The sequence below is a fragment of the Erysipelothrix larvae genome (genome assembly GCF_001545095.1).
Classification (GTDB): domain Bacteria; phylum Bacillota_I; class Bacilli_A; order Erysipelotrichales; family Erysipelotrichaceae; genus Erysipelothrix; species Erysipelothrix larvae.
In genome coordinates this window covers 504,643-531,156 of record NZ_CP013213.1, presented here as the reverse complement: position 1 = coordinate 531,156, position 26,514 = coordinate 504,643, and the positions used below count along the sequence as shown (strand labels likewise).

21 protein-coding genes are annotated in these 26,514 nt (G+C 39.5%); 8 read left to right on the top strand and 13 right to left on the bottom strand.

Going from position 1 to position 26,514, the window contains the following annotated elements; genetic code table 11:
• Window positions 1-41: 41 nt before the first annotated feature.
• Both AOC36_RS02415 and AOC36_RS02410 read left to right on the top strand, forming a co-directional pair.
• The gene (locus AOC36_RS02415) at window positions 42-320 is read left to right on the top strand and encodes a CsbD family protein (protein WP_078055053.1); all 279 of its coding nucleotides are present in this window, start codon (window positions 42-44) and stop codon (window positions 318-320) included.
• The gene (locus tag AOC36_RS02410) at window positions 317-559 is read left to right on the top strand and encodes a GlsB/YeaQ/YmgE family stress response membrane protein (protein WP_067630927.1); all 243 of its coding nucleotides are present in this window, start codon (window positions 317-319) and stop codon (window positions 557-559) included. Before AOC36_RS02415 ends, AOC36_RS02410 begins: the two co-directional genes overlap by 4 nt.
• Window positions 560-571: 12 nt before the next feature.
• On the opposite strand, the gene AOC36_RS02405 is transcribed toward AOC36_RS02410, so the two are convergent.
• The 7 genes from AOC36_RS02405 to AOC36_RS02375 all read right to left on the bottom strand — a co-directional run bounded on the left by AOC36_RS02405 (window position 572) and on the right by AOC36_RS02375 (window position 8,245).
• Window positions 572-1,933: an FGGY family carbohydrate kinase gene (locus AOC36_RS02405; protein ID WP_067630925.1), complete on the bottom strand. Its 1,362-nt coding sequence runs from the start codon at window positions 1,931-1,933 to the stop codon at window positions 572-574.
• 97 nt (window positions 1,934-2,030) lie between these two features.
• Entirely contained in the window at window positions 2,031-2,333 is a 303-nt protein-coding gene (locus AOC36_RS02400) for a PTS sugar transporter subunit IIB (protein WP_067630923.1), read from the bottom strand.
• Window positions 2,334-2,548: 215 nt separating this feature from the next.
• On the bottom strand, window positions 2,549-3,652 hold the full coding sequence (gene ald / locus AOC36_RS02395; RefSeq protein ID WP_067630921.1) for an alanine dehydrogenase: 1,104 nt from the start codon (window positions 3,650-3,652) through the stop codon (window positions 2,549-2,551).
• 101 nt (window positions 3,653-3,753) lie between these two features.
• The gene (locus tag AOC36_RS02390) at window positions 3,754-4,230 is read right to left on the bottom strand and encodes a DUF1697 domain-containing protein (RefSeq protein ID WP_232505383.1); all 477 of its coding nucleotides are present in this window, start codon (window positions 4,228-4,230) and stop codon (window positions 3,754-3,756) included.
• 53 nt (window positions 4,231-4,283) lie between these two features.
• Window positions 4,284-4,628, bottom strand: a complete 345-nt coding sequence (locus AOC36_RS02385; RefSeq protein WP_067630911.1) for a hypothetical protein — start codon at window positions 4,626-4,628, stop codon at window positions 4,284-4,286.
• A 90-nt stretch (window positions 4,629-4,718) separates the two neighbouring features.
• The gene (locus AOC36_RS02380; RefSeq protein WP_157777130.1) at window positions 4,719-5,210 is read right to left on the bottom strand and encodes a hypothetical protein; all 492 of its coding nucleotides are present in this window, start codon (window positions 5,208-5,210) and stop codon (window positions 4,719-4,721) included.
• 323 nt (window positions 5,211-5,533) lie between these two features.
• Window positions 5,534-8,245, bottom strand: coding sequence for an ABC transporter ATP-binding protein/permease (locus AOC36_RS02375; protein WP_067630909.1), 2,712 nt, complete (start codon window positions 8,243-8,245; stop codon window positions 5,534-5,536).
• Between the two features lie 148 nt (window positions 8,246-8,393).
• Here AOC36_RS02375 and AOC36_RS02370 point away from each other — a divergent pair, with 148 nt between their 5' ends.
• Complete coding sequence (locus AOC36_RS02370; RefSeq protein WP_067630908.1) at window positions 8,394-9,071, top strand: response regulator transcription factor; 678 nt, start codon at window positions 8,394-8,396, stop codon at window positions 9,069-9,071.
• A gap of 163 nt (window positions 9,072-9,234) precedes the next feature.
• Window positions 9,235-10,119: a HAMP domain-containing sensor histidine kinase gene (locus AOC36_RS02365; protein WP_198401194.1), complete on the top strand. Its 885-nt coding sequence runs from the start codon at window positions 9,235-9,237 to the stop codon at window positions 10,117-10,119.
• An 8-nt stretch (window positions 10,120-10,127) separates the two neighbouring features.
• Here AOC36_RS02365 and AOC36_RS02360 read toward each other — a convergent pair whose 3' ends face one another.
• Window positions 10,128-10,718 carry a hypothetical protein gene (locus tag AOC36_RS02360; protein WP_067630906.1) on the bottom strand — a complete coding sequence of 197 codons (591 nt, stop codon included), beginning with the start codon at window positions 10,716-10,718 and terminating at the stop codon, window positions 10,128-10,130.
• A gap of 205 nt (window positions 10,719-10,923) precedes the next feature.
• The gene (locus AOC36_RS02355) at window positions 10,924-12,072 is read right to left on the bottom strand and encodes an AI-2E family transporter (protein WP_067630905.1); all 1,149 of its coding nucleotides are present in this window, start codon (window positions 12,070-12,072) and stop codon (window positions 10,924-10,926) included.
• A 234-nt stretch (window positions 12,073-12,306) separates the two neighbouring features.
• Here AOC36_RS02355 and AOC36_RS02350 point away from each other — a divergent pair, with 234 nt between their 5' ends.
• The 3 genes from AOC36_RS02350 to AOC36_RS02340 all read left to right on the top strand — a co-directional run bounded on the left by AOC36_RS02350 (window position 12,307) and on the right by AOC36_RS02340 (window position 14,954).
• Entirely contained in the window at window positions 12,307-13,098 is a 792-nt protein-coding gene (locus tag AOC36_RS02350; RefSeq protein ID WP_067630890.1) for an N-acetylmuramoyl-L-alanine amidase, read from the top strand.
• Window positions 13,099-13,275: 177 nt separating this feature from the next.
• The gene (locus AOC36_RS02345; protein ID WP_067630887.1) at window positions 13,276-13,746 is read left to right on the top strand and encodes an RNA polymerase sigma factor; all 471 of its coding nucleotides are present in this window, start codon (window positions 13,276-13,278) and stop codon (window positions 13,744-13,746) included.
• Window positions 13,743-14,954, top strand: coding sequence for a hypothetical protein (locus tag AOC36_RS02340; protein WP_067630882.1), 1,212 nt, complete (start codon window positions 13,743-13,745; stop codon window positions 14,952-14,954). Before AOC36_RS02345 ends, AOC36_RS02340 begins: the two co-directional genes overlap by 4 nt.
• Window positions 14,955-14,977: 23 nt before the next feature.
• On the opposite strand, the gene AOC36_RS02335 is transcribed toward AOC36_RS02340, so the two are convergent.
• From AOC36_RS02335 to AOC36_RS02320, 4 genes are all read right to left on the bottom strand, one after another.
• Window positions 14,978-16,033, bottom strand: coding sequence for an alpha/beta fold hydrolase (locus tag AOC36_RS02335; RefSeq protein WP_067630877.1), 1,056 nt, complete (start codon window positions 16,031-16,033; stop codon window positions 14,978-14,980).
• 145 nt (window positions 16,034-16,178) lie between these two features.
• Window positions 16,179-17,036 carry a DegV family protein gene (locus tag AOC36_RS02330; protein WP_067630874.1) on the bottom strand — a complete coding sequence of 286 codons (858 nt, stop codon included), beginning with the start codon at window positions 17,034-17,036 and terminating at the stop codon, window positions 16,179-16,181.
• On the bottom strand, window positions 17,026-17,562 hold the full coding sequence (locus AOC36_RS02325; protein ID WP_067630871.1) for a DUF1836 domain-containing protein: 537 nt from the start codon (window positions 17,560-17,562) through the stop codon (window positions 17,026-17,028). Before AOC36_RS02325 ends, AOC36_RS02330 begins: the two co-directional genes overlap by 11 nt.
• A gap of 107 nt (window positions 17,563-17,669) precedes the next feature.
• Window positions 17,670-19,427 (bottom strand): 1-deoxy-D-xylulose-5-phosphate synthase, encoded by a 1,758-nt coding sequence (locus AOC36_RS02320; protein ID WP_067630866.1) that lies wholly within the window; start codon window positions 19,425-19,427, stop codon window positions 17,670-17,672.
• Between the two features lie 304 nt (window positions 19,428-19,731).
• Between AOC36_RS02320 and AOC36_RS02315 the strand changes: the two genes are divergently transcribed.
• The gene (locus tag AOC36_RS02315) at window positions 19,732-26,511 is read left to right on the top strand and encodes a Cna B-type domain-containing protein (RefSeq protein ID WP_198401193.1); all 6,780 of its coding nucleotides are present in this window, start codon (window positions 19,732-19,734) and stop codon (window positions 26,509-26,511) included.
• The last annotated feature ends 3 nt before the right edge of the window (window positions 26,512-26,514 follow it).

The window sequence follows — 26,514 nt, the reverse complement described above, 5'->3', positions numbered from 1 at the left end:
GTCTGGTATGGTGTTAGGGTTTTATTAAAGGAGGCGTTAGTATGAAAAAGTTATTTGCAGGGTTACTAACCGCTGTTGGTTCAATTGCGGCTTTCGAGTTTCTCAGACGAAAAGGTGTTGTGGATGAAGTGGGCGGAAAGGTTAAAGAACGCATCGGTGATTTAACCGATAACCCAGAACTTCAAGCAAAAGGCCTCGTCCAACAAGGAAAAGGAAAAGCGCGAAGAACCGTAGAAGATGTTAAAGAAGCTGTGTCAGACACAGTTGATGATATCAAAGAAACATTTGAAGACATGAATGAAGAAGGAGACATCCAATGATTTGGTCACTCATTATTGGTGGGGTAATCGGATTTATAGCTGGTGGTATCACTGGCAAAGGAAATAGTATGGGAATCATACTCAATGTTGTTGCAGGTCTTGTGGGTTCATCCATTGGCCAAGCACTCTTTGGAAGCTGGGGTCCATCCCTTGCTGGTATGGCGCTCATTCCATCAATTCTTGGTGCTGTGATTGTGGTCGCTGTTGTATCATTTTTCACCAGTAAACAAGCACATTAATCAATAAGGAGTTTATTCCAAACTCCTTTTCTTTTGGTCCACATACTGCATAATATATGCACTCGCCTGCGCTCGATATTGAATCAGCGCATTATTTTTTTTATGTTTGACGTGATGGGATGTTTGATGTATGGGCGTCTGTGTGAGTAGATGCATTGCTGCAACACACACTGCATTTTCATCCTCTACACAGATGACATCGTGTTGGCATAGATCGGCCAATAATTGCACAAGCCGTGTGTCATTGAAAAAACCACCCGTAAGACAGATTGGATCTGAAGATACAACAGACGCAATGCTTTGTTTTAAAAGATAGATATTCGATAACATTCCATAAATAATCGCCTGCGCTTTTTCTTGATTGTTCACACTTTGTTCACTGAAGGTGAGGCGAAGGTTTTTAATCCAAAACGGACCCCGTTCACCAAAGACAAAGGGGGTTGCATAAATTTTTGGAATTCCAGAACCAATCATTTCAATAAAATCTTCAAAGGATAAGTGTCCATCAAAAAGATGATGAGCAATATAATCATAAAGGTTGCCCCCATTGTTGGATGCATTTCCAATCAAAAACTGTCCATAAGGAGCGCAATAACAAAACGTCTTGCATTTTGAGTCCAAGATTCTAACATCACTCAACGTACGAATCCCAACACTGGTTCCAACACTTAAAACACATTGGCGGTTTGATGTTTGCGTTCCAAGATTAGCCATCACACCATCCGTTGATCCAACCATCACTCCAATTGGCCTATCAAAGCAATGGGTGGTTGTTGTAAAGTCACAGGGTTTAATGATTGGGAGGTGGTCTTGCTTAAGCATCAGTTCATTTAAAATCTTTTGATCCCAGGATTGTGTATGGATGTTCATGAGTCCAGATGCCGAAGCAGAAGAAACATCGCTTACAAACGCACCGGTCAGGTGAACCATAAGATACGCCTTTAAGTCCGAAATCAAACAATTCGCTAAATACCCTTGATCAAAGGTTTTGAGTTTCACAAAGGGTGACATGGGATGATAGGGTGTTCCCGTCCTAAAGTAATACTGGAGCATCTTTTTATTCGATACGTCCGCTACAGATTCACCCCGATTATCAGACCATAGCATCATGGGTTCCATTGGTTGATATGCTTGATTCAAAAGTATTAAGGTATGCATTGCTGTAACAAGCACAAAGGACTCAAGGCCATAGGTTTTATCAACCGCTTGAATTCTTTTTTTGATGATGTCTAAAATCACAGATGGATCTTGGGTCATCGTAAGCCCTTCTTGATGGGTTTCAAGACGCACAGATTGGACCTCAAGGATCTTTTCATTTCGTGTTACCATCGACTTAATGTTTGTCGTTCCAATGTCAAAGCTTAAATTTACCATACGCACCCTCTTTTAAATATTATGTCATAAAATTGATCAAAACGACACAAAAAACTGATCACTATGGACCAGCTTTAAAATCAATGATACTGTGCAATTAATCGTTTAAAATTCTACGGATTGTTGCGACAACAGCTTTCCCGTTCATCGTACCATAATCACGCATGTCAATCACATCGATGTTACTACCAGGATGTTGCTCTCTCAATTTCGCGAGGGCATAACGCACTTGAGGTCCTAATAATACGACATCTGCAATTGGAACTTTATTCTTAGCTTCTGAAACTGGATATGCTTGAACATCAATTTCATAATTTTCAGCAGTTGCTGCTTCGTTAATCTTATTCACCAATAAGCTTGTAGACATACCCGCAGCACATAATAAGACAATTTTACGCATAAAACACTTCCTCCTATGCCCAAATGATAACGCATACATTTAGGTAAGTCAATCAAAACCTTCACGTCTCACTAAAGTTTCACGCACTGTTCATAATCTTCATTAAATTTACAAATTAAACGCATAATATTCGTGTCTACATAAGAAAAAACAAGAGATTTGAACTGCATGCCGTATCTTTGTTCAAGATATCGAAGTCAGTTCAAAACCCTTGCTTATACAAGATCAGATAATGGTCGATTAAAAGTATCCGCTACCGGTTTTGATGTGATCTTTCCATGATAACAATTCACACCCTCTTTAATCCCAACAACGGTTTCACTTGCTTTGAGTACCCCATGATCTGCAAGTGCCAATCCATACGGTAAGGTTGCATTCACAAGACCAATTGTCGAGGTTCGTGCGACTGCACCCGGTATATTCGCAACACAATAATGAATGACACCATCGACAACATAGGTTGGATTGTCATGATAGGTTGGACGACTGGTTTCAGTACATCCGCCTTGGTCAATGGCAATATCCACAATCACTGAGCCTGGTTTCATCGTTTTTAGGTATTCTTTCTTAATAATCTTTGGTGCTTTACTTCCAGGAATTAAAACAGAACCAATCACTAAGTCCGCTTCAACTAATGCTTTTTTCAATGAATTCTCTGTGCTGTATAAAGTTTGAACGCGATTTCCATACAGTGTATCAATTTCAGTTAAACGATCTAAGTTAACATCAAGAACTGTAACATTTGCTTCCATACCAACTGCAACTTGAAGTGCATTGAGTCCAACGACTCCTGCTCCCACAATTACAATATTCCCACGTGGAACACCTGGGATACCACTGAGCAACACACCCCGTCCACCAAAGGGTTTTTCAAGCGCATGGGCTCCTTCTTGAATGCTTAAACGTCCAGCAATTTCTGACATTGGCTTCAGTAGAGGTAAGCGTCCATTTCGATCCGTAATGGTTTCATACGCAACTGCTTCACATTTTGATGCAAGTAACGCATCCAGTAATGGTTCATCTGCCGCAAGGTGTAAATACGTAAAGAGAATTTGTCCCTCTTTGATATGTTTATATTCAGGATCAAGGGGTTCTTTTACCTTCACAATCATGTCGCAAAGTTCCCAAACTTCTTCGGCTTTATCTAAAATGATTGCCCCGTGATCGATATATTCTTGATCTTCAAAACCAGAACCCAATCCTGCATTTTTCTCTATATATACATCATGCCCATGACTGACAAACACAGTCACGCTATCTGGAGTTAATCCAACACGATACTCATGTTGTTTTATTTCTTTTACACATCCTACTTTCATAATGTGGTCCTCCTATACTCATTATTTTAACAAAAACAATAACCATCACACAATGAAAATCAAAAATTCACCGTGTATACCACAAAAAAAACACCAATTATTCACAAGGAGTCCGTTTGTAGGAGCATTTCACACAATTTACGCACAGTATTGACGTTGCGAATGGTTATTTTCTTAAAACTTGGGGTTCCAATAATCTTCTTAAGACCGCTTCGTGTTTGATGTTCTCGAAGCACACAATGAATCAGTGCTGATTTGTGATAAACCACCTGATCAATGCCTTCTTTGAATGAGAATACGTACGGATTGAACCCTTCAAGATAGAACACCACATCCGCTTTATAGGTTGAATCATTAACAAACGCATCCGGGATTGCTTGAGCAATCGCGATAAAGGTCTGTTTGTCTAAAATGAGGACCTGTGTGTCCACATCAAAAACATCCTTCACACACTGCGTAATTTCAGTTGTAAGTGTGTCTTGTGTATCAGAGGATTCAAACAGCACATTTCCTGAATTGATATAGGTTTTAATATTATGATATCCTTTTTCACTGAATACATCTTTTAAGCGTTTCATATCCACTTTATGGTTTCCACCTACATTAATCCCCCTCAATAAACACACCCAAATCATGATGGATCTTCTTTCGAAGAAGTATGAGTGACCCACAGTGAAAAGCCATAGACAACCGCATAGTAAACCCAAATGTAAAGCATGGTCATTGTAGACTTGAAGATCTCTGAGGCACCCAAATAAAAAATAACCGTCAAGATCAGAAGACTCAAAATTCCCGAGGCTTGATATTCTTTATGAGGTGATGTCAAACCAAAGCCAATAATACTGTATAAAATGAGTCCCAAGATGAGATAGACAAACGCCTCAGTACCATCCAGCGACAAGATTCCAATAATCGTGAATAAAACCACAGGGGCATAGGCTAATACCTTGGATAAGAATCGGATGCCTTTGTTCATAAAACCACCTCTTTTGTCTAAGTATATCATACCTTGAATCATTCATTACTTCAAAATAAAAAGCAAGAACACGCGTCCCTGCTGATCCTTTCAAGTGATGTGCATTGTCTTAGTAGATAAATGGTAATGCATAATGGACATGAGCGCTTTTTCAATGCTGTTTTCGAGTCGTTGTGCATCTTTGTTACACAAACTGTGATAGATATCTAACGCATCTTCTAAAAAGGTTTGTCTGTGTTCAAAGCATGTCATCATCGATACTCTACATTGATGGGTGTGTTTGCGTGTTTCTTCACTGATTACCTTCAAATGTTTCATCCTGCTGATATCATACAATGCGGTGTAAAACATCTCAATCCCGCGTTCAAACGCATCCAGACATTGATGATGGTGAGCATGACTCATTTGCATCACGAGTTTTTGAAGTTCTATTTGATCATCATAAGACATGTGAACCATCACTGCATTAAAACACAAGGTATCAAACGCCTTTTGACATGCCACAAGCTCTTTAATTGCATCATGGTGCTGTACCTTCTTACAGTGTGATGATGTACCCAGAACCTTTCGATCATTTTTCAAAAAATCACTCCCTTTCATTCATGATAGTTACTCAAGCACGCTTCCCAATAAAATAGCAACGATCCCCTTAATCAACCCTTATAAATAAATCAGTGGCTTCACCGTACAAACACACCGATACAAAGACATACGCATTGGAGTGTGTGCGTTGAACGTATTGCCGTTTTAAAACGAACAATCCTAAAGACTTTTTATCACTTTTATTATACTATAGGTCTTTCACTTAGTTGTGATTTATGTATGCGTTTGAGTGTGAAAAGAGTATGACTTTTATGAAGTCATACTCTTGGGTTCTTATTGATGGTTTTAAATCTGTGTCGTCATTACTCACTGCGTAATGCAATTACTGGATCTTTCTTCGCCGCTTTACTTGCTGGAATAAGTCCTGCAATTACTGTCAGTGATAAGCTAAGTAATACAAGAATACCAGCACTTTCAACCGGTAGGGCTGCATTAACTGCAGTGGTTCCTGTCACCGAATGAATGATTGAGTTAATAGGTATCAATAGCAATAATGTAATTCCAATTCCTAAGAGGCCAGAGAACAGACCAATAATAAATGTCTCAGCATTAAATACATTGGAAATGTTGCGCTTGGATGCACCAATTGCACGAAGGATTCCGATTTCTTTGGTTCGTTCAAGAACTGAGATAAAGGTAATGATTCCAATCATGATTGAAGATACAACCAAGGATACCGCTACAAAGGCAATCAACACATAGGACACAACATTGACGATTGTTGTGACAGAAGACATAAGCAGTCCAACATAATCGGTGAATGTAATCTGATTTTCTGCACTTACCGTTTCGTTATAGTTCGCTATGCTTTGTGTGATGCCGTCTTTATCTTCAAAGCTATCGGCATAAATACTGATCGATGCTGGAGCATCAAGACTTACAACCCCAAATGCACTCATATTGTCATCAAAGCTTCCTGTTGAGATATATGTCTCATAGATTTGAAGCAAGACGTCATCTTCTGGGTTTTGTAGGTATTGGTCAAGCATTGCTGCTTGTTCGATTTCACTCAATGAAGAAAGTTGCGCCATCATTTGAGGATCATCCGCATAAATCAGACGAAGCATACTTCTAAACAGTGTTGCTTTATCCGACACACCCATACGGGCAAGATATTCTGAAGCATCTTCAATCTTAGCTGCATCATCTTTTGGTTCAAACAGTAACCCATTCAAGATATTTTTATCAGGGTTTGCTTCTTGCGCCTTCACAACTGGAGCATTATTTGTTTCTTCAATAACATAATCTGTAAGGGCACGTGTATAGCCAATGACACCATTGATATCTTGATACGATGCATCTTCTACAGGACTAATAACCCCTGATATTTTAAGACGCACACTGTTATCAATTAAGGCTTCAAGCTTTTCTTCATTATCACTAATATCGGTAAAGAGTCCGTCTTCACCTTCTTCATAGAAGTGACTTGCAGGAATCATGACAAATTCTTGTTTCATGATTTCTTCATAGCTAAAGTTTTTTTCTTCAAACTCGATTTCTTCACCATTGTCGATTTTATCTAAGATTTCTTTATAATCTTCAGATGGTAAAATACCCAGTTCAAACAATGCCGTCAATGAAATTTCGTTGTTTTGATCTACTACCAAGACCACTTCATCGTATTGTTTAGGCCACGCACCTTCAAGTAATTGATAGTTATCAAGTACAATTTGTCCCACTAAATCATCATTTCCATGGATTAATTCCACAAAATTTGATGATGTCATAAATTGAGCCATTGGACCACTTGCTTGTCTTGAACCAAACATCGTATCTGAATCATCTTCAAAAGTGCTTCCATCCGTGTTGACACGATTTCCATCTGGATCAAATGCATAGGCTGTAAAAGCGACATCATAGGAGAAAATAATACCATTCTCACCCACAAAAGCATGAATTTCACTCTCTGGATCATCCAAATATTTCTTAAATTCCGTTAAGTTATTCTCACGAATACTTGACGTTGCCTGATTTACCATTTCTAAAGCAGTACTGTTGGAATAGATTCTGTCACGATCTGTATTCCCTGATGAAGATTGTGTTGGGGGTCCAGCACTTAGAATACTACTCAAATCCATAGATTGTGATTGCAATGTTATCGGATAAGACGCCATTGTGTCACGTTGAATACTATCAATGTACGCATTAACTCCTGAGGATAAGGACAGAATTAACGCAATACCAATAATACCAATCGAGCCTGCAAAGGAAGTCAAGAAGGTCCGACCCATCTTTGTCCGAAGATTATTAAAACTTAGTGATAAGGCTGTTCTAAATGACATTGAAGTCTTCCCAAGGTTTTTATGCTTAGGTGCTTCAAGTTTTGTTTCATCAACGATTAATGGGTTTGAATCACTCACAATCTGACCGTCATGGAGTCGAATAATTCGTGTTGCATACGCTTCAGCAAGTTCTTGATTATGCGTTACAAGTACAACGAGTCGATCTTTAGCGATTTCTTTCAGTAAGTCCATGACCACAACGCTTGTTTCACTATCAAGTGCACCCGTTGGCTCATCAGCAAGCAAAATATCTGGATCATTGACAAGTGCGCGCGCAATCGCAACACGTTGCATTTGACCACCAGACATCTGATTTGGCTTTTTGTGTACTTGAGTGCCTAATCCAACATCTTCCAACGCTTTAATCGCACGTTTTTTACGCTCAGCATTTGAAACACCTGAAATTGTCAGCGCCAATTCAACATTCGACAAAATTGTTTGATGTGGAATTAAGTTATAGCTTTGAAATACAAACCCTACTGTATGATTACGATATGAATCCCAATCACGGTCTGTATAGTTTTTGGTGGAAATGCCATTGATGATAATATCACCTGAATCATAGTGATCCAAACCACCGATAATATTTAATGTCGTGGTTTTACCGGATCCACTTTGACCTAAAATCGCAACCATTTCGCTATCGCGAAGGTTAAAGCTTACACCGTCAAGTGCAATCTGTGTTAAGTCACCCGTTACATACTTTTTACGTATATCTTTTATCTGTAACAAAATCAATTCCTCCCAGCTGCTTGTTCTTTTTGAACATACTCAGTGTACGCTATGTATGTTAACTGAAAATTAACTTTGAAAAGGAATTCGTTAATGTTTAGTTAATCTATGATGGTATAATGAATCGTATAAAGGAGGGTGCGTTTTTATGTTTAAAATATTGGTGGTAGAAGATAACAGTAATACAGCCTTACTCATGCAAACAGTCCTTAATCGAGCCGGTTATGAGGTGGATCATGTGAGTAATGGTCAAGAGGCCTTAGACTTCATTGACTCACAACACATTGACTTAATCCTATTGGATGTGATGATGCCCGTTATGGATGGGTATGAATTTACCGACGAACTGAGAAAAAGTGGGGATCAAACCCCCATCTTAATGGTGACTGCTAAACAACTTCCTGAAGAAAAATGCAAAGGATTTTTGGTTGGTACTGATGATTATATGGTGAAACCTGTCAATGAGGATGAAATGTTGCTTCGAATTAAAGCACTGCTTCGTCGTGCACAAATTACCAACGAGCATAAACTCACCATCGGTAAAGTAACCCTTGATTATGACGCATTGACCCTGACTCGTAATAACGAGAGCCAAACACTGCCTCAAAAGGAGTTCTATTTACTGTATAAGCTCCTATCCAATCCCAATAAGATATTTACACGCCTTCAATTAATGGACGAGATATGGGGGATGGATTCCGATTCACTGGATACAACCGTAAATGTTCACATTACACGGTTGCGAAAGCGCTGTGAAGGATTCCCTGAATTCGACATTGTCGCAATCCGTGGCATTGGTTATAAGGTGGTGAAGCACGTTGAATAAATGCAAACAATTACTCAAGAGAATTTCACTTAAAATCCTCTTCTCATTCACTTTTTTTGTCTTCATGTTTATCACAATGTTACTCATGTTTATTGTAACCCACTTATTTAGAATTTTTTTTAAGTGGTATCCTGGACTTGGAGGGTTTTCACTTTTCTCCTTTATGGCAGCGACCGTACTTGTTGGTACCCTTGTGTCCTTCATCCTCAGTCGCATTCCAATGCGTCCAGTCGAAAGCTTGGTGAATGCCATTGATAACCTCGCAAAAGGTGATTTCTCAACGCGCATCTATTTAAGGGGCCCGGATGTATTCAACACACTCACCAACAGTTTCAATCACATGGCACACGAACTCGAAAGCACTGAAATGTTACGCTCTGATTTTGTAAACAACTTATCCCATGAATTTAAAACCCCGATTGTTTCCATTCAAGGATTTGCGAAAATATTAAAAAACGATGACCTTACACAAGCTCAACGTACTGAATATCTTGATATTATCATTACTGAGTCCGAACGGCTTACCGATCTATCCACCAATATTTTAAATCTCTCAAGTCTTGAGCATCAACGCATCTTAAAAGACGTTACACCTTTTAATTTAACCGAACAAATCCGCTTGATTATCGTGTTATTAGAAAATCGATGGGAACCCAAACAGTTGACACTTGATTTTGATAGTGATGAAATCACCATTGAAGGCAATGAAGAAATGTTGAAGCAAGTTTGGATAAACGTGTTAACCAACGCCATTAAATTTGCACCAAAAGGCTCTGAAATTAAAATTGAAATCACACACGTAGATGCGATGGTATCCGTCCTCATCTCAAACAGTGGTGAACCCATCCCCTTTAATGTATGGAACCGTGTCTTTGAGAAATTCTATCAATCAGATCGTTCACGCACCACAGAAGGCAATGGCCTTGGACTCCCTTTAGCTAAACGAATCGTTGATCTTCATCAAGGTACCATTCGCATCAAACAATCCAATGAAGACATTACAATTTTTGAAGTCAAGCTCCCCATAAACATCAAAAGCAGCATTTAGCTGCTTTTTTATCTCATTCTTAAGAAGTTTAAGATACTGGATGGTTCATCCTTGTCTTCAACTTTTCGATATTCCGTCCGAAGGCGTTTCACATCCCCTTCAAAGATACACTTCAATTCAGAAAACTCCATGTAATCTGCAGGACGCATTAAGGTTGGTGGTTTTGGTAAGTCTAAAGCACCACATGATGCCAAGATTTCCCCAACGAATTGTGAACAGAAATAGTAGTTTTCTCTTTCGTAGGGAATGTTGAACTTACACATAACAAGGCCAAAGAGGCTGAATCGATATTCATCCATTTGGAGTTTCATACTCTCCACATGCGCTTTCGCCTTTTCGTAAACGTCTTCGTCAACGTTAAGCTCATACAACGCACACGGGATATTTTCAAAACGCTTATAGAACCCGTTGTCCAAGTCTTCATCCTTAAGGCCCGCAGGTAAGGGTGTATAGTTGTATTTACGTGCAAAACTATACATCGGTTGAAGTGATGGTTCAAAGGAAATCGATACATGCGTATAAGCATCTTGAGTTACTTGATATATCATTTTTGACACCGCAGTCTTTGAGCGTGTAAGTAAGATGTAGATTGATTTCATTGTTTAACATCTCCAGTTCAGGTTATAAAAATTCTCTATCATTATACAGACAGCTAAGTACTGTTTGTAACTCAGATTATATCACTGAACTTCAGAAATGTATAAGCTTATTTTCTCCTTCTACTTGAAGATTTTTTATAGTGGCGTATTTATGTTCATAGATATTGGTGATATGGTCGCTGGATTGTAACACTATTTTGTTGCATTAATTCTTAAGATTACGCTCTTTATAATCCAAGAAATCATCCACAAACAGCTTAATAATCGCACTTAAAGGCACGGATACAAACATACCAACTACTCCAAAATAAGCCCCTCCGATTGTAATCGAAACAATGATTAACATCGGATTAATATTAAGTGAATCCCCCATAATGCGGGGTCCGATAAAGTTGCCGTCGATTTGTTGGAGGATTAAAAGCCCAACTCCTGTTAATAAGGCCAGTTGAGGCCCCCCTGTAAAGATGGTAATGATGGTTGTTAGAATTGAGCCAATCATGGATCCAAAGTATGGAATCATATTACAAAACCCTAAAAATACTCCAAAGAGAATGGCATATTGAACGCCAAACAACGTTAACATAAGGGTTGCGAGGGTTCCTAAAATGCAAGCATCCACAAATTGAGCAAAGATAAAGCGGTAAAAGATTGCGCTTGACTTTCCAATATACATGCTCACTTGCGAAAGCCGTTTTTCAGGCATAAATACATGCGCGACACGCTTCACAAAGCCCAGCACATTCTTTTTATAAACAAGCATATAGATTGAAAAGATTAAACTGATGAATAAGTTAATGATTCCCGATGATAGATTGATGATTGTAAGCACCAGTGTGGGTGCATAATTTCCAATGGATCGAATGATGCTTTCAATGGATAAAGCTTGCATGATTGCATCGATGGTCTCTGTTGTTAAAATGGATTCAAGCCAGGTTGGGTAATCCTGATAGTATAAGGTATCCATAAATTGCAAGTAGAAGTCATAAATATGACTTGAAAAATCAATGATATTGGTCACAATTACAGGGAGTGCAAATTGTGCAATCATCACGATCCCTGTAATTAATCCAACATATAACAAAAGTACACTGAGTACACGCGCTTTCTTTGCAATAAACGCATGGTTTGATCTTCTAAAAAAAGACTCGATTATGTCACTTGGACGTGATAAAAGGTAAGCAATCACTATACCAACAATAAACGGTGAAACAACCCCCATAAACCGCCCCAGTTGCGCTTTGATTGGATTATCATACATGAAGAATAAAAGTACAACAATCCCAAGTAACCCCCACATCCAAAGGTTTCTTTTTTTCTGTATCATCCCTTTTATTTCGTCTTTTTTCAAACTCATCTTCAGATCACCTTCCTAATGTCATAACATCTATAAATTAATATTATAAACAAAAGAATCGATAATATCTTGTTTTTCATACTTTTTCCCAAAAAAACCTTTCTTTTTTGGTCAAATTTCATCCTTTTTTTCCCTCCTTACCCCTATAACAAACCTGTATATGCACATGAATCATATATCTGGTCGCTTCAATAAACCATCCTGTACACTGAAGGTAACAGAGGGGGTGGTATCATGCATAAAGTTAAACAAACAATCAGTCGTTCAATTCCATATCTCGGACTGTTGAGTGCACTCATCTGCCTCATTATTTCAATCCCAATCGCATTAAAAACACTCAAAGATTACCGCATATACCAACATTATTCGACACGTCAACTTGAAATCATTGCGCAACAATCACAAGCGACACCTCAAGAACTACAGATCATCGATATCTCAAATCAGGTACATGATAACCCCCTTCACATTGCCCTCATTACGGGACATGGCACCGATATACACGGTTTTTATGATTCAGGTGCAGTGGCTTTTGACATGTCCTATGAACACACGCATATTCAATATATCGCAACATTAATCAAAGCGAATCTTGAAACATTAGGTGGTGCTGTCACACTATTTGATGAGAATGTATATCGAAACATCAAATACCACGGTGCATTGTATGATTTTAGTCCGTATGATTTTGTGATTGAGATTCATTTTAATGCCAGTGAACACGGTCTATATTCAGGAACACAAATCATATACAACACCTATAACGACTCTGATTTAACCGTGCACTATGCGGTATCAAACGCACTTCAATTGATCACAGGAAACAGTATCGTATACAGTGATGATGAATTTATAACCCAACAAACCATCGCCCAACAAGGGATTCCAAGTATGTTACTTGAAGTTGTTCATATTGATAATCAATCGGACTATACGCTTTATATGAACCATCAAGATGCCATCGCACAGGCAATTTCAGACAGTCTTGTTACGTCGCTTAAAGCCAAAGAAGCAAGGTCAAAATAGCAGGGTCACTGTTATAAGACAAAAGCACTTGCTTCTTTTTTTTTACTTTTTAAGTCATATCGACACGCGTTTTTAAGTTTCTATATGTATGATTATCAAAATATTATGTATACTTTATGTATCAAATTTCGTCGATTGGATCGTTAATGCAGTCTAATGGGTATAGGAGGAAAAAATATGGGAACAAACGAAGTGTTTAGCGAATCACTTCATGAGTTAAGCGACTATCTCAAAAAGATTGTGATTGGAATTACTGGAAACCATCCAGATGTTGAGGACCTTGTCGCTGAGACAATCTACAAAGCCTATAAAAATAGATTTCGTCTACGCAATCCAGACTATCTAAAAACATATGTAACGCGCATCCAAATTAATGTATGCAAAGATTATCTCAAGAAACATCAACATTATATCGAGTATGACGATACCATAGGATCCAATGATCAAAACCCTGAAGATTATCACTATATTCATGAAGCACTTGACACGCTTCCAACAGAAATAAGAGAACTCATCGTGCTTCATTACATCCTTGAAGTGTCCTATGTTGAGTTGTCTAAAATTATGAAAGTGCCACAAAGTACCCTTAAGTCACGCGTAAAAAAAGGACTTGAAATCCTAAGAGTAGAATTGGAGGAACCCCAATGAAAAACAATCAACAATTCAAAGACTGGATTAAAACAACCCAAAACGTAAAAGCATCCCAAGCATTACACGATCAAATTGATGCAATGACCCACCCCCATCGCTTCAAACACATCCTAAAATTGAGTGTGGGAACACTGGGTGTGTTAACCCTTGGTTTTTTACTCCTTGTAAATGTATCAAAATCATTTTATATCTTTGCACTGGACACACCCCTTAAAGAAATTGCCCTTGCCTTTCGATTTATTGATGACACAGTCCAACAGGCTATTGACGCAAACAAATACCAACCCATCAACACAACCTTACACCATGAGGGTAAAAAACTCCTGATTGAAACCATGATCGTTGATTCAAATACCATCATATTCAAAACGGATCGCTCAAACCTACTGGGTGTGGATATTGTGGTAACAGATGCGCAGAATAAAAATCCAAGTACTCTAATTTTTGGTGAGGCAACAGATTCAAATCTAACCATACTGTCCTTTGATCGAGACATTGTGGACAAAGACATCATTCACATTACTCAACCAAACGCAACCACCCTATCCATTGAAGTTGATGGTTCAAAGAAGGTAACACCCCAACAGATTGAACTCAATCAAACCATCCATGAACCATCTGGGACCATTACCCTTGAGTCCTTTACCTTTGGAGGGATTAAATCACAACTCATGGTGCATGTTGAACCCATTGAATCGATGAAATTGGTCACAATGAAAGTACGACTCATTACAACCTCAGGAGAAATCATCAATTCTCCTACTTCAACCACTTACAATGACGCACATCAAGTCACTGTCCATTTTGACACAGGATCTATTTTAGATACGGGGATTGAAAGTGTCGAACTGATTTACTCAAGCTTTATCAACATCGACCATGAAACCATCATTTATGATCCTAAAACGGATGCATTCAGTTTTCTTCCAAACGAAGTGAACTATCTTGGACAAGAAATCAGCGAATCCAATGTTATCTTTAGATTTGAGAAAATCAGTCTCAGTGAGTATGACTTCTCGAACTTCCTGTCCCCAAATGGACTTTCCTACACGGGTTTCCCTGTGCTGCAAGAGGAAAACCAAATCGTCCTGGATGAGCAAGAATACCAAGCAGTTATCAGTGAACATTCAGTAATTGAATTCACCAATTCAATTCCCGATGTCCGATCCTTTGAAGTTTATCGCTTTACCCTCAATACAGACTAAATGCACCGGTATGGTGCATTTTTTTAGGGTTGATTCAAAAAGAAATCCTTAAGATTTTGAATGTATGTATCTGGATGATCCAAATGAATCACATGATTTGAGTCAATGCGTTTGGTGTGAATGTTTGGAACGCAGGGTTGAATCATCGCCACATCGTCTTGATCAAGGGCCCCATTTAAGACACCTTCCTCAGTTATTTCATAGTTAGCATGAAGTAAAAGCGTGGGTGCTTTAATGCGTCTTAGTGCGTCTTTGTGATCAAAGTCTTTGTTCCAAGAACCGACGTGAAACCCTTGGCCAAAGTGGGGATCATAGTAATCCATCCCCCGCATCATAAGACGAACCGTTGTCGGTAAAAAGATGATTTCAACGGGTTGTCCTTCATGATAATGGCGATAAAGGCGTACCATGAATTGAAGCATCGGACCGACATCAACGCCAACATACCGTTTAAAAAAGTCACGACATTTCCCAATCCAATAGATTAAAAAGTCTTCTTCGTTATCCTTAATAAATTGATCACAGATTGCAAAGGATCGATCTGCAATGGTATTTAACACCCGTGGGTATTCACTGGATAAAAGCGCTGGGTCTTCAAGAACAATCGCTTTGACATACATTGGCTTATTCGCTGCAAGCCATGCAGTTAAGATCCCTCCCGAAGAGTTTCCTGAAATAAAGACCGGTTCTTGAATGACTGTTTCAATAAACTGTGCGATGTCTTCACCCATCTGATTGGCATTCATGGATGCAACGGGTGCATGTGTCTTTCCATGTCCATGATAATCAAGGACATAGATATGAAAGGACTTTGATAGTTCTGGAAGCACCCGACTGTAAGAATACCAATCCATATGCTGAGCATGCAATAACAATAAAGCTGGCCCATGGTTAGGTCCTTGTGCATAGTTAAAGCATACATTCCCAATGTGAACCTGCGTCTCATTAAACCCTACTTTTCTTAAAATCTTATGGTAGGGATCTTTCCCATGAATCAATACAGCATAAAAAATACATAATACACCGACAATCACAATTGCAATTAGGGCAAGTGGTGTAAGGGTACTAAACACAGTCATACATACACTCCTTATTCATTTTAGTTCATTGCTCCTTTATTATAAGAAACATTGATACAAATCACAACTTTTTTTCAAATGACAAAGGGAATCGAAGGCATAAAAAAAACTGTAAGGCCACACAAGATCTGTGGCTTTACAGCAATTAATCAAATCGATAGGTTCCAATGCCTACGGCTTCAGGTCCTGTATGGATGCCAAGCGTTGGGGACAAGTCGGTAAATTCAACCGATGTCGCATACGGGAAGCGTTCTTTGGCGTAGTTAAGAATTGCTTCAAGATTTTCAGATGTGTCTGCATTGATTAAGGTGACACGATAGTGTTTTGAATCACCGAGATCATGGGCTGCGACATCAATCATCTTTTGAATGCTTCGTTTAAAGCCTCTCACTTTTGTAATGGTGTAATAAATACCGTCTTCATTACATGAAATTACCGGTTTAATATTTAGGACATTCGCAACCGTTCCCGCAACAAGTCCTATGCGACCCCCACGTTGAAGGTACTCAAGATTTCCAACTGTGAAGTATACTTTTCCGCGTTTTAGCGCATCATCAACAAAAGCCAAAGCTTCATCAAAACTGTGACCTTCTTTCACATAACGTGCTGTTTCAAGGGCGATAAATCCACATCCTAAGCTAATGTTTTTGGTATCATAAACCGCAACGGTAAGGCCTACTTCTTTTTCGGATAAAAGACGAACTACATTATAGGTACCACTTAATCCACTTGAGATTAAAATAGCGATAATATGGGTATACCCTTGTTCTTTAAGTTCATGAAGTTGCCGTTCAATGTCTTCCCCACTGGGTAAGGAAGAGGTTACTTTAGAAGTATCCAGTGCTTGATAGACTTGTTTTGATGTAATATCAAGTCCATCGGTATAGGAATTATTATCGATGGTGACACGAAGTGGCAGGCTGTAAACATCCATTCCTTCTTTGAGCTTTTCACTGATATCGGATCCTGAGTCGACAAGAATTGCGATTTTTTCATTGGTCATTGTTTTTTTCCTCCATAAGACTTTCCAGTGCATGTTCTGCAACGATTTTCGCAGCGAATGCGATACACGCTGCTTTCATTGGTACAAGTGTCGAAACTATTTTTTCCTCACCTAAATAAATGGAGGTATTATCGTATGTCTGCGCTAATATATGCCGAATTCCCTCTTCAACAAACCCAATGAATATATCATACGCATCCCCACTTCCAAACTCACTGCGTACGGCTTTAATCCCTTGAGAAATGCTGGGTATGCTGTTGATTTGCTTAAGAATCGTAATCGTCATAATATAGGCAATATGATTTCTTGAATACCGTTTCTTAATGGGTGCAGACATCATTTTGTGCTTCACATAGTTATTGATCATAGACCCAGTAATTTCATATTTTTCATATCGAAAGATGGGCATGAGTTTTGAATTTACATATTCCAACACTTGGTCCAAATACAGTGGTATCTCAGGAAGTTCACTGTATCGTGGTAATGTAAAATCTTTAATTTCATGAATCCATGCTTCGTAGTTCATATTCAATCACCTAGTTTCTAATACTAGATTATCAAATTATAAAAACAACGTCAAGCAAATGGGGTGATTATTTATTATGTCCAATAAAAAAGACTTCCTTGAAGTCTTTAATGAGAACCTTTTAGTTCATCCAAAATTTTCGCACTGATCTTTGAAACACTCAAGCCATGGTCTTCAAGCAGTGTGTTCACATCATAACGATCGTGAAACGCTGCACTCAGCCCATAGTTGAAAACCTTGATGGAAGTGTGCCCCAATGCACTTGATACGCGCTGACCATATCCACCATCACATACCCCATCTTCCAACGTCACAACAATTTGATGTGATGGGCTGATGTTATTGAGATAGGAAAGTGGAACACCCGATAGAACCTTTGGATTGACCAGTGTTGCATTGATCTTGTGATCTTCTTTAAGCCCTTTAACAATCGCCTGAGCAAGCGCATAGAAATTTCCAACCCCGATAACCATTACGGTATCCCCTTCGATCACATCATAGGGATGGCATATATCAAAGTTTGTTTGCTTGTTTGTTTCAACAACCTCGCCCACAGGAACACGAATCGCAACTGGATGGTCGTTTTGATCACACGACCATTCAAGCATGGCGAAGGTTTCTTCCTTGTTTGTTGGGGCAAGGTAGATTAGGTTTGGAATTGAAGCTAAGAATGGGATATCAAAAATACCCAAATGACTTTGGTCTTTCATCCCATTGATGGATGCACCAAATACAAGGATGGTGGCGGGAAGATTATTCAGGGCAATATCATGAGATATTGAGTCATAACTGCGTTGCATGAAGGTTGAGAACACCGCCCAAATGGGTTTTACCCCATTTTTAGCTAACCCCGCCACCATGGTTGCTGCATGACCTTCCGCAATCCCCACATCCACAAACTGTTTCCCAATCTGTTCGCGTTGGGTTTTATTGAAGAGTATGGAAGGGGTCCCTGCATTCACAACCACCACTTCTGGATCATGGGCCATTTTTGCCATCAGTGCCTGAGTAATCAGTGATTGATACGTTTCTTGAGGTTGACCAAGTGTTACATATGCGCCTGTTTCACGATCAAATGGACCGCCTGCATGGTATGACTCGCGGTTTTTTTCTGCGAAATCAAGCCCTTTTCCTTTAAGGGTATGAATGTGACATAAAACTGGATGATCACAGTCTTTCAGTGATTCAAACAGGGACAACAGTGCATCTAAATCATTGCCATTATCAAGATAGTGATACTCAAAACCCATTGCTTTGAAGAAATTATTCGGTGCACGGCCTTTTGACTGTCGTAAAGCCCTTAAGTTTTGATAGATCCCACCATGGTTTTCGGCAATGGATTGATCGTTGTCATTCACGATGACAATCGTATTACTACCAAGCTCTACAATATTGTTTAACCCTTCATAAGCTAACCCACCTGATAAGGAACCATCACCAATCAGTGCAATAACATTGTAGGTCTCCCCTTTAAGATCCCGTGCTTTCGCAACCCCATTTGCAAGTGACAAGGATGTTGAAGTATGACCCACAGTAAACAGATCATGCTCACTTTCACACGGATTGGTATAGCCACTCACTGCATCATACTGTGAGACATCCAAAAAACTATAGGCCCTTCCTGTCAACATTTTATGAACATATGTTTGATGCGATACATCAAAAATGAGTTTATCCGTTGGTGAATCAAACACACGATGCAGTGCAACCGTCATTTCCACAACACCTAAGTTGGGACCACTGTGTCCACCATGGTGGCTGATTTTTTGAATGAGTGCTTCACGTGCTTCATCTACAAGCGTATGAAGATCACTGTGAGATAAAGCTTTTAAATCTTGAGGACTCTGTATTGTTTCTAGTATCATTGTGCTTCGCTCCTTTTTAAATACTCCCCCATTATATCTGTTGAAGTGAACTCTAAGTCAAGCAATAAATAATAACTATGATTTTTTAATGGAAATTATGTCGAACTTAACATGACATTATACAATTTGGAATCAAATAAAGTCTTGAACCATGCCCATTTTTCATGCAATCCGTCATGATTTAAGTAAAGATGCGTGATATTGATATGTAAAATTCTTTCTTATTCGTAAAATGAATTCAATATATTTTCTTGTGCAGGAAAATAATATGTGCATTTTACATAAAAAAGAAGGAGTGATTTTTGTGGTACAACGAATAAAGCATATTCTGATTTGTTTAGTTGTTATATTTTTGGGATTCAGCACAATCTATGCAGAAGCTGAAATATCCTCGCTACAATCTGGAATATGGGACCCCCGTGAGCTATGGCTTGATCGAGCCTTGTCATCAGTGAGTGTCAGTGTCGATGGTCATGACTACGAGTTATCCGACAACGACACCCTCCATCTTGACTATGATTCAATCGAGAATGCAACTGTATCCATGATTTATCACTTCGATTTAGAACATCGATCGGATGATTACCCTTTCGAGACTGATAACATTCCGACGGATGCAACATTCCAATTCAAAATCCCAGATGGCTTAGTGCCAAACAGTTATGCTACAAAGGATATTATGATTAACGATGATGGCACCTTAGTTGTTGTTGGAAGCTTCACCTTGAGTGAAGATGGTATGGTAACCTTGACGTTCAACGATAACATCAACAACTACTCAGAACGCTACGCAGAACTGTACATTGATTTCTCCTTTGATAAATCTTATGTCAACGAAGAAGAAACAGTAGAGATTAACATTCCATTTTCAGAAGATGCACCTTATACCATCACCCTCGATTTCTCTGAAGACTTAGAAAACGTCGATACCAAAACGGGTGAAACAGGTGTTTATAGTGGGGATACCTTTATTCCAACCACTGTAAGACCTACCCATGCAAATTGGTCGATTCTGATTAATACCGATAAGCAATCCCTTAAGGATGTCGTGGTAACCGATACCTTATCAAATGGACAAACCATTGAATCCATTGATGACATCGTGATCACTCAAATTAAAAAGAATTTAAATGGTGATAAAACTAAAACCATCATCGATGCCTCAGATCTCATTACCCTCAATGCTCATGGGTTTGTTTTGGCATTGGGTGATATTGAAGATATCTACCTAATTGAATACACCACAAAACTTGATCAAGGAGATCGTGGAACAAGTTCAACCCTTAACAACAGCGCAACGGTTGAGAGCACAACCACATCAAAAGAAACACTTGACGCTGATCCAATTCATGTGAATTGGGGAAGCATCAATCCAACAATCACAAAAACCGGAGCCCTAAAAAAAGATGGGTCAGGCAATACAATCTACGATACCATCGTATGGACCATTCACTACAACTATGATGAGGATGCACTGGGTAATGTCATATTACACGATATTTTAAGTCATGGCAGTGTTAATCCAAGTACCCTACGGATTGAAGAACTTACGTTCAACAGCCTTGGAAACGTCATCACAAGAACTGTTGTGACTGATTATACACTTTCAGTGAGCGAAACCAACCCAACAGAGTCTACCCTAACCATTCAGAACTCAAATGGCAAAGCCTATGATATTACCTTTGAATCCAGTGTTCCACTGGGCTATGAAGGCAAAGTCATCAACACAGTCGATGATGAAAACCCACTAACTGAAGGCGCAAGTGGTAGTGTAAATGTGAACACGATTCCTACGGGTACTAAAGTTGCGAATCAAAAGATTGAAAATGGCATTCCTTACATTGCATGGACCATCACCATTAATCCACAAAAAATTAATGTTGGAACCATCAGCCTTGTCGATCTTTATAATTCCAATTACTTCAACCTTGTCGATGGATCGTTTGTTTTGACACGCAATAATGTCACCCTCAATTCTAACCAATATACCATCGATACAAACTATGTGCATACATCAAATGATGCCCTTAATGGACAACATGGTTTTAAACTGACCCTGAATAATGCCGGTGCAGCAACCTATGTTTTAAAATATAGAACCACCTATACTGACCTTGGAATCCAACAGCCACAGGTTGCGAATGATGCGAAGATCTTCTTCTATGCACCAGATGGAGACAGTGGAAATGGAACGGGCACACCTTCTGGGGAAACGGGAATCCTAGAAGCAACCATTACAGGTCCAAAAGCTGGGATTTCGAAAGATGGTCGTTTCTTATACGATGAAACCATTGCTCAAGGGGACCAATATATCGAATGGACTGTGAAATTCAATTCAAGCCGTCTTATTTTAAAAAATGCAGTGTTAACGGATACCATTAACGCCAACCTTTCATTCATCAACTACAGCACAACCAAACATCTTAAGATATCCTATCGAAACAGTGCAAATGTTGAAATTGAATTGGTTGAAGGTGTTGACTATACCCTCAATTGGAATCTAAACAGCAAAGTGTTCGTACTCAGTTTTACACACGATACACTGGCTACAGAATATACCATCGTGTACATCACAAGTGCACCGGTTGATAATGTCACAACCAATAATACTGTGTCCTTAACGTGGCATGGTGCTACTGAAAGTACCTCAAAAACCTTAAACCCTCGTGAACTTACCGCAACGAAAACATCCAATGTTCGAACTGAAGGGACCAATCGCTACATTGATTGGACAATCACCTTTAACTCACAAAAAAATGTGATCAAAAACCTGGTGTTTACAGACACGATGCAACCCCTCACTTCAACAATTGTCCCACCCGTCCAACTTTATGAAGTAAACGGTCAAGTTGAAACGCTGGTACCCACTTCATTGTACACAATATCCAATCACGACACATCTGATAGTGGGTATAGTGGTCCTGGATTTGTCCTTACAATCCCTAAAACAAACCCCGTTGTGTATCGGATTAAATACACTACAAAGCTTGCTCCTAAAGATGAACTTGTCGACACAATCAATAAGTTGACATACGCATATACTGGACACCCAACACCAAGTCAAACAACCAATACCGTCAGTAAGCGCACCCTTCAAATTGACAAGAATGCAATTCAAATTCTCAATAAAGACTCCCTTGTCTTAGCACGTGAAATAGAGTGGCAAGTTGTTGTGAATTCAGGCTTGATGAACCTGGTGAATCCTGTTTATAGCGATACTGCAAACACTGACCAAAAAATCTTAGCCAATACGATTGTGATTGAACGCTTAACCAGTTCGGGTTATGTTAACATTACCAACTCACTCACACTCAGCACCTCCGACCAAACGTTCAGTGTTGATCTTCCCGATGGGCCTTACCAATACAGAGTGACTTACCGCAGTGAAATCATTGAATATCCATACCGTAAATTTCAGGGTTATGAATCTCAAGAGGGATATTTTAACCTTGCGATCATTACTGACAATCTCGATGAAGAAAACAAAATCATCGCGCGTGATTTTGCAACCATAAAATATTACCAAAATAACCAAAACAACAATCCTTCAAAATCGGGTGTTCAAAATGAACAAACCGATATCATTGATTGGAATGTTACCCTTAATCCAGATCGTCAACCAATTAAAGACGGGACAATCTTTGATCAACTTGGAAATGATAACACAACCAGTCTTCACCACTTTATTAAAGAATCCCTTGTTGTTTGGTTGGTTACACCAACGGGTGAAGCTGTTGAAGTTTCCCCAGACAATTATGTCATTACCTATAGCGATGCACCCCTCAAGTCATTCACCCTAACCTTCAAAGACTTCACACTTGATGTTGGGGGAACAACCTATACTGAAAGCAAAAACCAAATCAATAACACGTATAAATTGACCTACCAAACTGAACTTGATGTCAGTGTGAAAGGCATTATCACAGTAGTCAACAATGCAGGAATTCGTGGTTATTCCAACTACTCATGGACTGAAACTGTCCGTAAAGAAGTACGCACAGAAAAATGGTATATTGGAACGGCAAGCGATGGGTCTAAGGTACCCCTCAGCATTCAAAAAAATGACAGCTTAAGCAATAAACCGATTGCGAATGTGGAATTTACACTCCAACGCGTGAACGGTGTAAACAACACCGTAACCAACACCTATGCATCACTGATTACGGATGAAAACGGGCTAATCACAACCAACGTACGTGCTGGGCGTTATCTTATCAAAGAAATCAAGACACCAACCGGGTATGTATCCCTTCCATCCAATCTTGATCTTAAACTTATCATTGAACGGGACGCAAATGGTGCAACACAAATCATTTTAAATGATGCAACGTGGATGTCAAACAACCCTGCACTCACCAGTGTCAACGGTCAATTGGTGATTACCAATGATCGCCTTGTTGGCAGTGTCAATGCCACAAAACGTTGGAACAACCTAAATGCACCAACGGCACCAAACAATCCAACCATCTGGTTACAACTGTGGCGTACTGACTCAAACAATGTGACTGAAAAAGTCCCTAATGAAGCTGTTAAAAAACTCGTGAGTGGTGTTGAAACGGTAACTTGGACCAATATTCTACTTTACGATGAGAATGTTGAAGCGTATACATTCTTTGTGAAAGAAGTGGATGCAGATGGGAATCTTTGGACACCAAATGGTTATACCACCACTACAAATGGGCTTACACTGACCAATACCTATGATTCCCCAACCATCAGTATTCCCGTAACAAAAGCTTGGATAGACTACGCGAACAAATTGAGCACACGCCCATCAACAGTGAGTGTGAATGCAGTAAATACCAAAACCAATCAAGTATTAGGAACCCTTGTTCTGAGTGCACCTTTGTGGAGTGGCACCTTTACATCCCTTCCAAAATACGATAAGGCGGGCGAACTTATCTCCTATACACTCAAAGAAAGCACACCAACTGGATACAGTGATTCCTTGAGTGGAACGATGGATGGCTTTGAATTGACCAACACATACACCCATCAAGTCCAAGTCGATGGGACAAAAGTGTGGGATGATGACAACAATCGCGATGGCCTTCGCCCTGAATCCATTGAAGTCACACTGTATGTCCAATCCCTTGAAAATGATGAGATTGTTTCACTTCCACTCGAAACAAAAACCGTAACACCTGACGACTCAGGAAACTGGACCTTTAGCTTTACAGGGCTTCCTTATGGTCCTGAAACAAACCCATTTGTTTATACCGTTGGTGAATCTGAGGTTCATGAATACATCGCAGTTGTGACTCAAGATGACCAGACCCTTACGATGACCATCACCAACACGCACACCCCACAAAGCACACAGGTTGATGTCACAAAAGTCTGGGTTGATGATGATGACTATGATGCACTTCGAGATGATGTAGTCATACGTCTTCTTGAAGATGGTGTCTTCAAGGGGAAAACCATCACCTTAACAAACGACACCCATTGGATGGGCTCATTTGAGAATCTGGATAAATTTAAACCCGGATCTGTAGGTGTTGAAGTTGTATATACCCTTGAAGAAGTGTCGCTTGATGGCTATGATTCAACCATCACCGGCACTCAACATGATGGATTTGTAGTCACAAACACACACAAACCTGAAGAAACCACCATCAGCGTCACAAAGACATGGGTTGATGATGATAATTATGATGCCTTGCGTGAAGCTGTTGAGATTACCCTCTATAAAGATGGTCAACCTACCGACCAAACACGGATCTTGTCAGAAGAAAATAATTGGACTGCATCCTTTGATCACCTTTACCTTTATGAACCCGGTGGTCAAATGCAACCGGTTGTATACACTGTTGTGGAAACCAGTGTTACAGGATATACCAATGATGTCACAAAAACTTCAAGTGACCAGTTTAATGTCACAAATACCCATACCCCTGACAAAACACAGGTGGTTGTTTCAAAAGTATGGGACGATGATGATGATTATGATGCACTGCGTGAAGCTGTTGAGATTACCCTCTATAAAGATGGTCAACCTACCGACCAAACACGGATCTTGTCAGAAGAAAACAATTGGACTGCATCCTTTGATGACCTTTACCTTTACAGGCCAGGTGGTCAACATGAACGCATTGAGTATACTGTCAAAGAAACGGATCTTGATGGTTATCTTTATGACATCACAGGATCCCATGATGATGGTTACAAAGTTACAAACGTTCACATGCCTGAAAAAACATCCGTCACCGTTTCCAAAACCTGGGTTGACGATGATGACTATGATGCCCTTCGACATGGAGTTGAAGTGACGTTGTATGCAGATGGTGAAGCGACGGGCGAAACACGCATCCTATCCCAAGAAACCAATTGGATGGCATCCTTCGATAACCTTTATCTTTATAGACCTGGTGGCAATCACGAACAAATCCTCTACACGGTAAACGAAACGGAGGTAGAAGGCTATACCAGTGAAATCACAGGGTCACAAGAAACAGGCTATGTCATCACCAATACCCATACCCCACTCAAAACATCCGTACCGGTATCAAAAGTGTGGGTTGATGAAGACAACAGAGATGCCCTTCGCCATGCAGTTGAAGTAACTTTATATGCAGATGGTGAAGCGACCCATCAAACACTTATCGTGTCAGATGAAAACAATTGGACCGTAACCTTTGATGATCTTTACCTTTACAAACCCGGAGGTAATCAAGAACTAATTTCTTATACCGTAGAAGAAACACAAATTGAAGGTTACAGTGCAGGTATTACAGGATCTCAAGAAGCAGGTTATGTCATAACAAACACGCACATTCCAGAAAAAACACAGGTATCTATTACGAAAGTGTGGGATGATGACGCTAACCGTGATAACTTACGTACTGCAGTGGAAATCACCCTTTTAATCGATGGCAAGGTAAGCGACCAAACCGTGATGCTTTCACAAGAAAACAACTGGACTGCATCCTTTGATGACCTTTACCTTTATAGACCCGGTGGCGATCACCAACGCTACCAATACACGGTGATTGAAACACCACTGGAAGGGTACACTTCAACAATTACGGGTTCTGTAGACCAAGGGTATGTGATTACCAATACACATATTCCACAAACATGATCA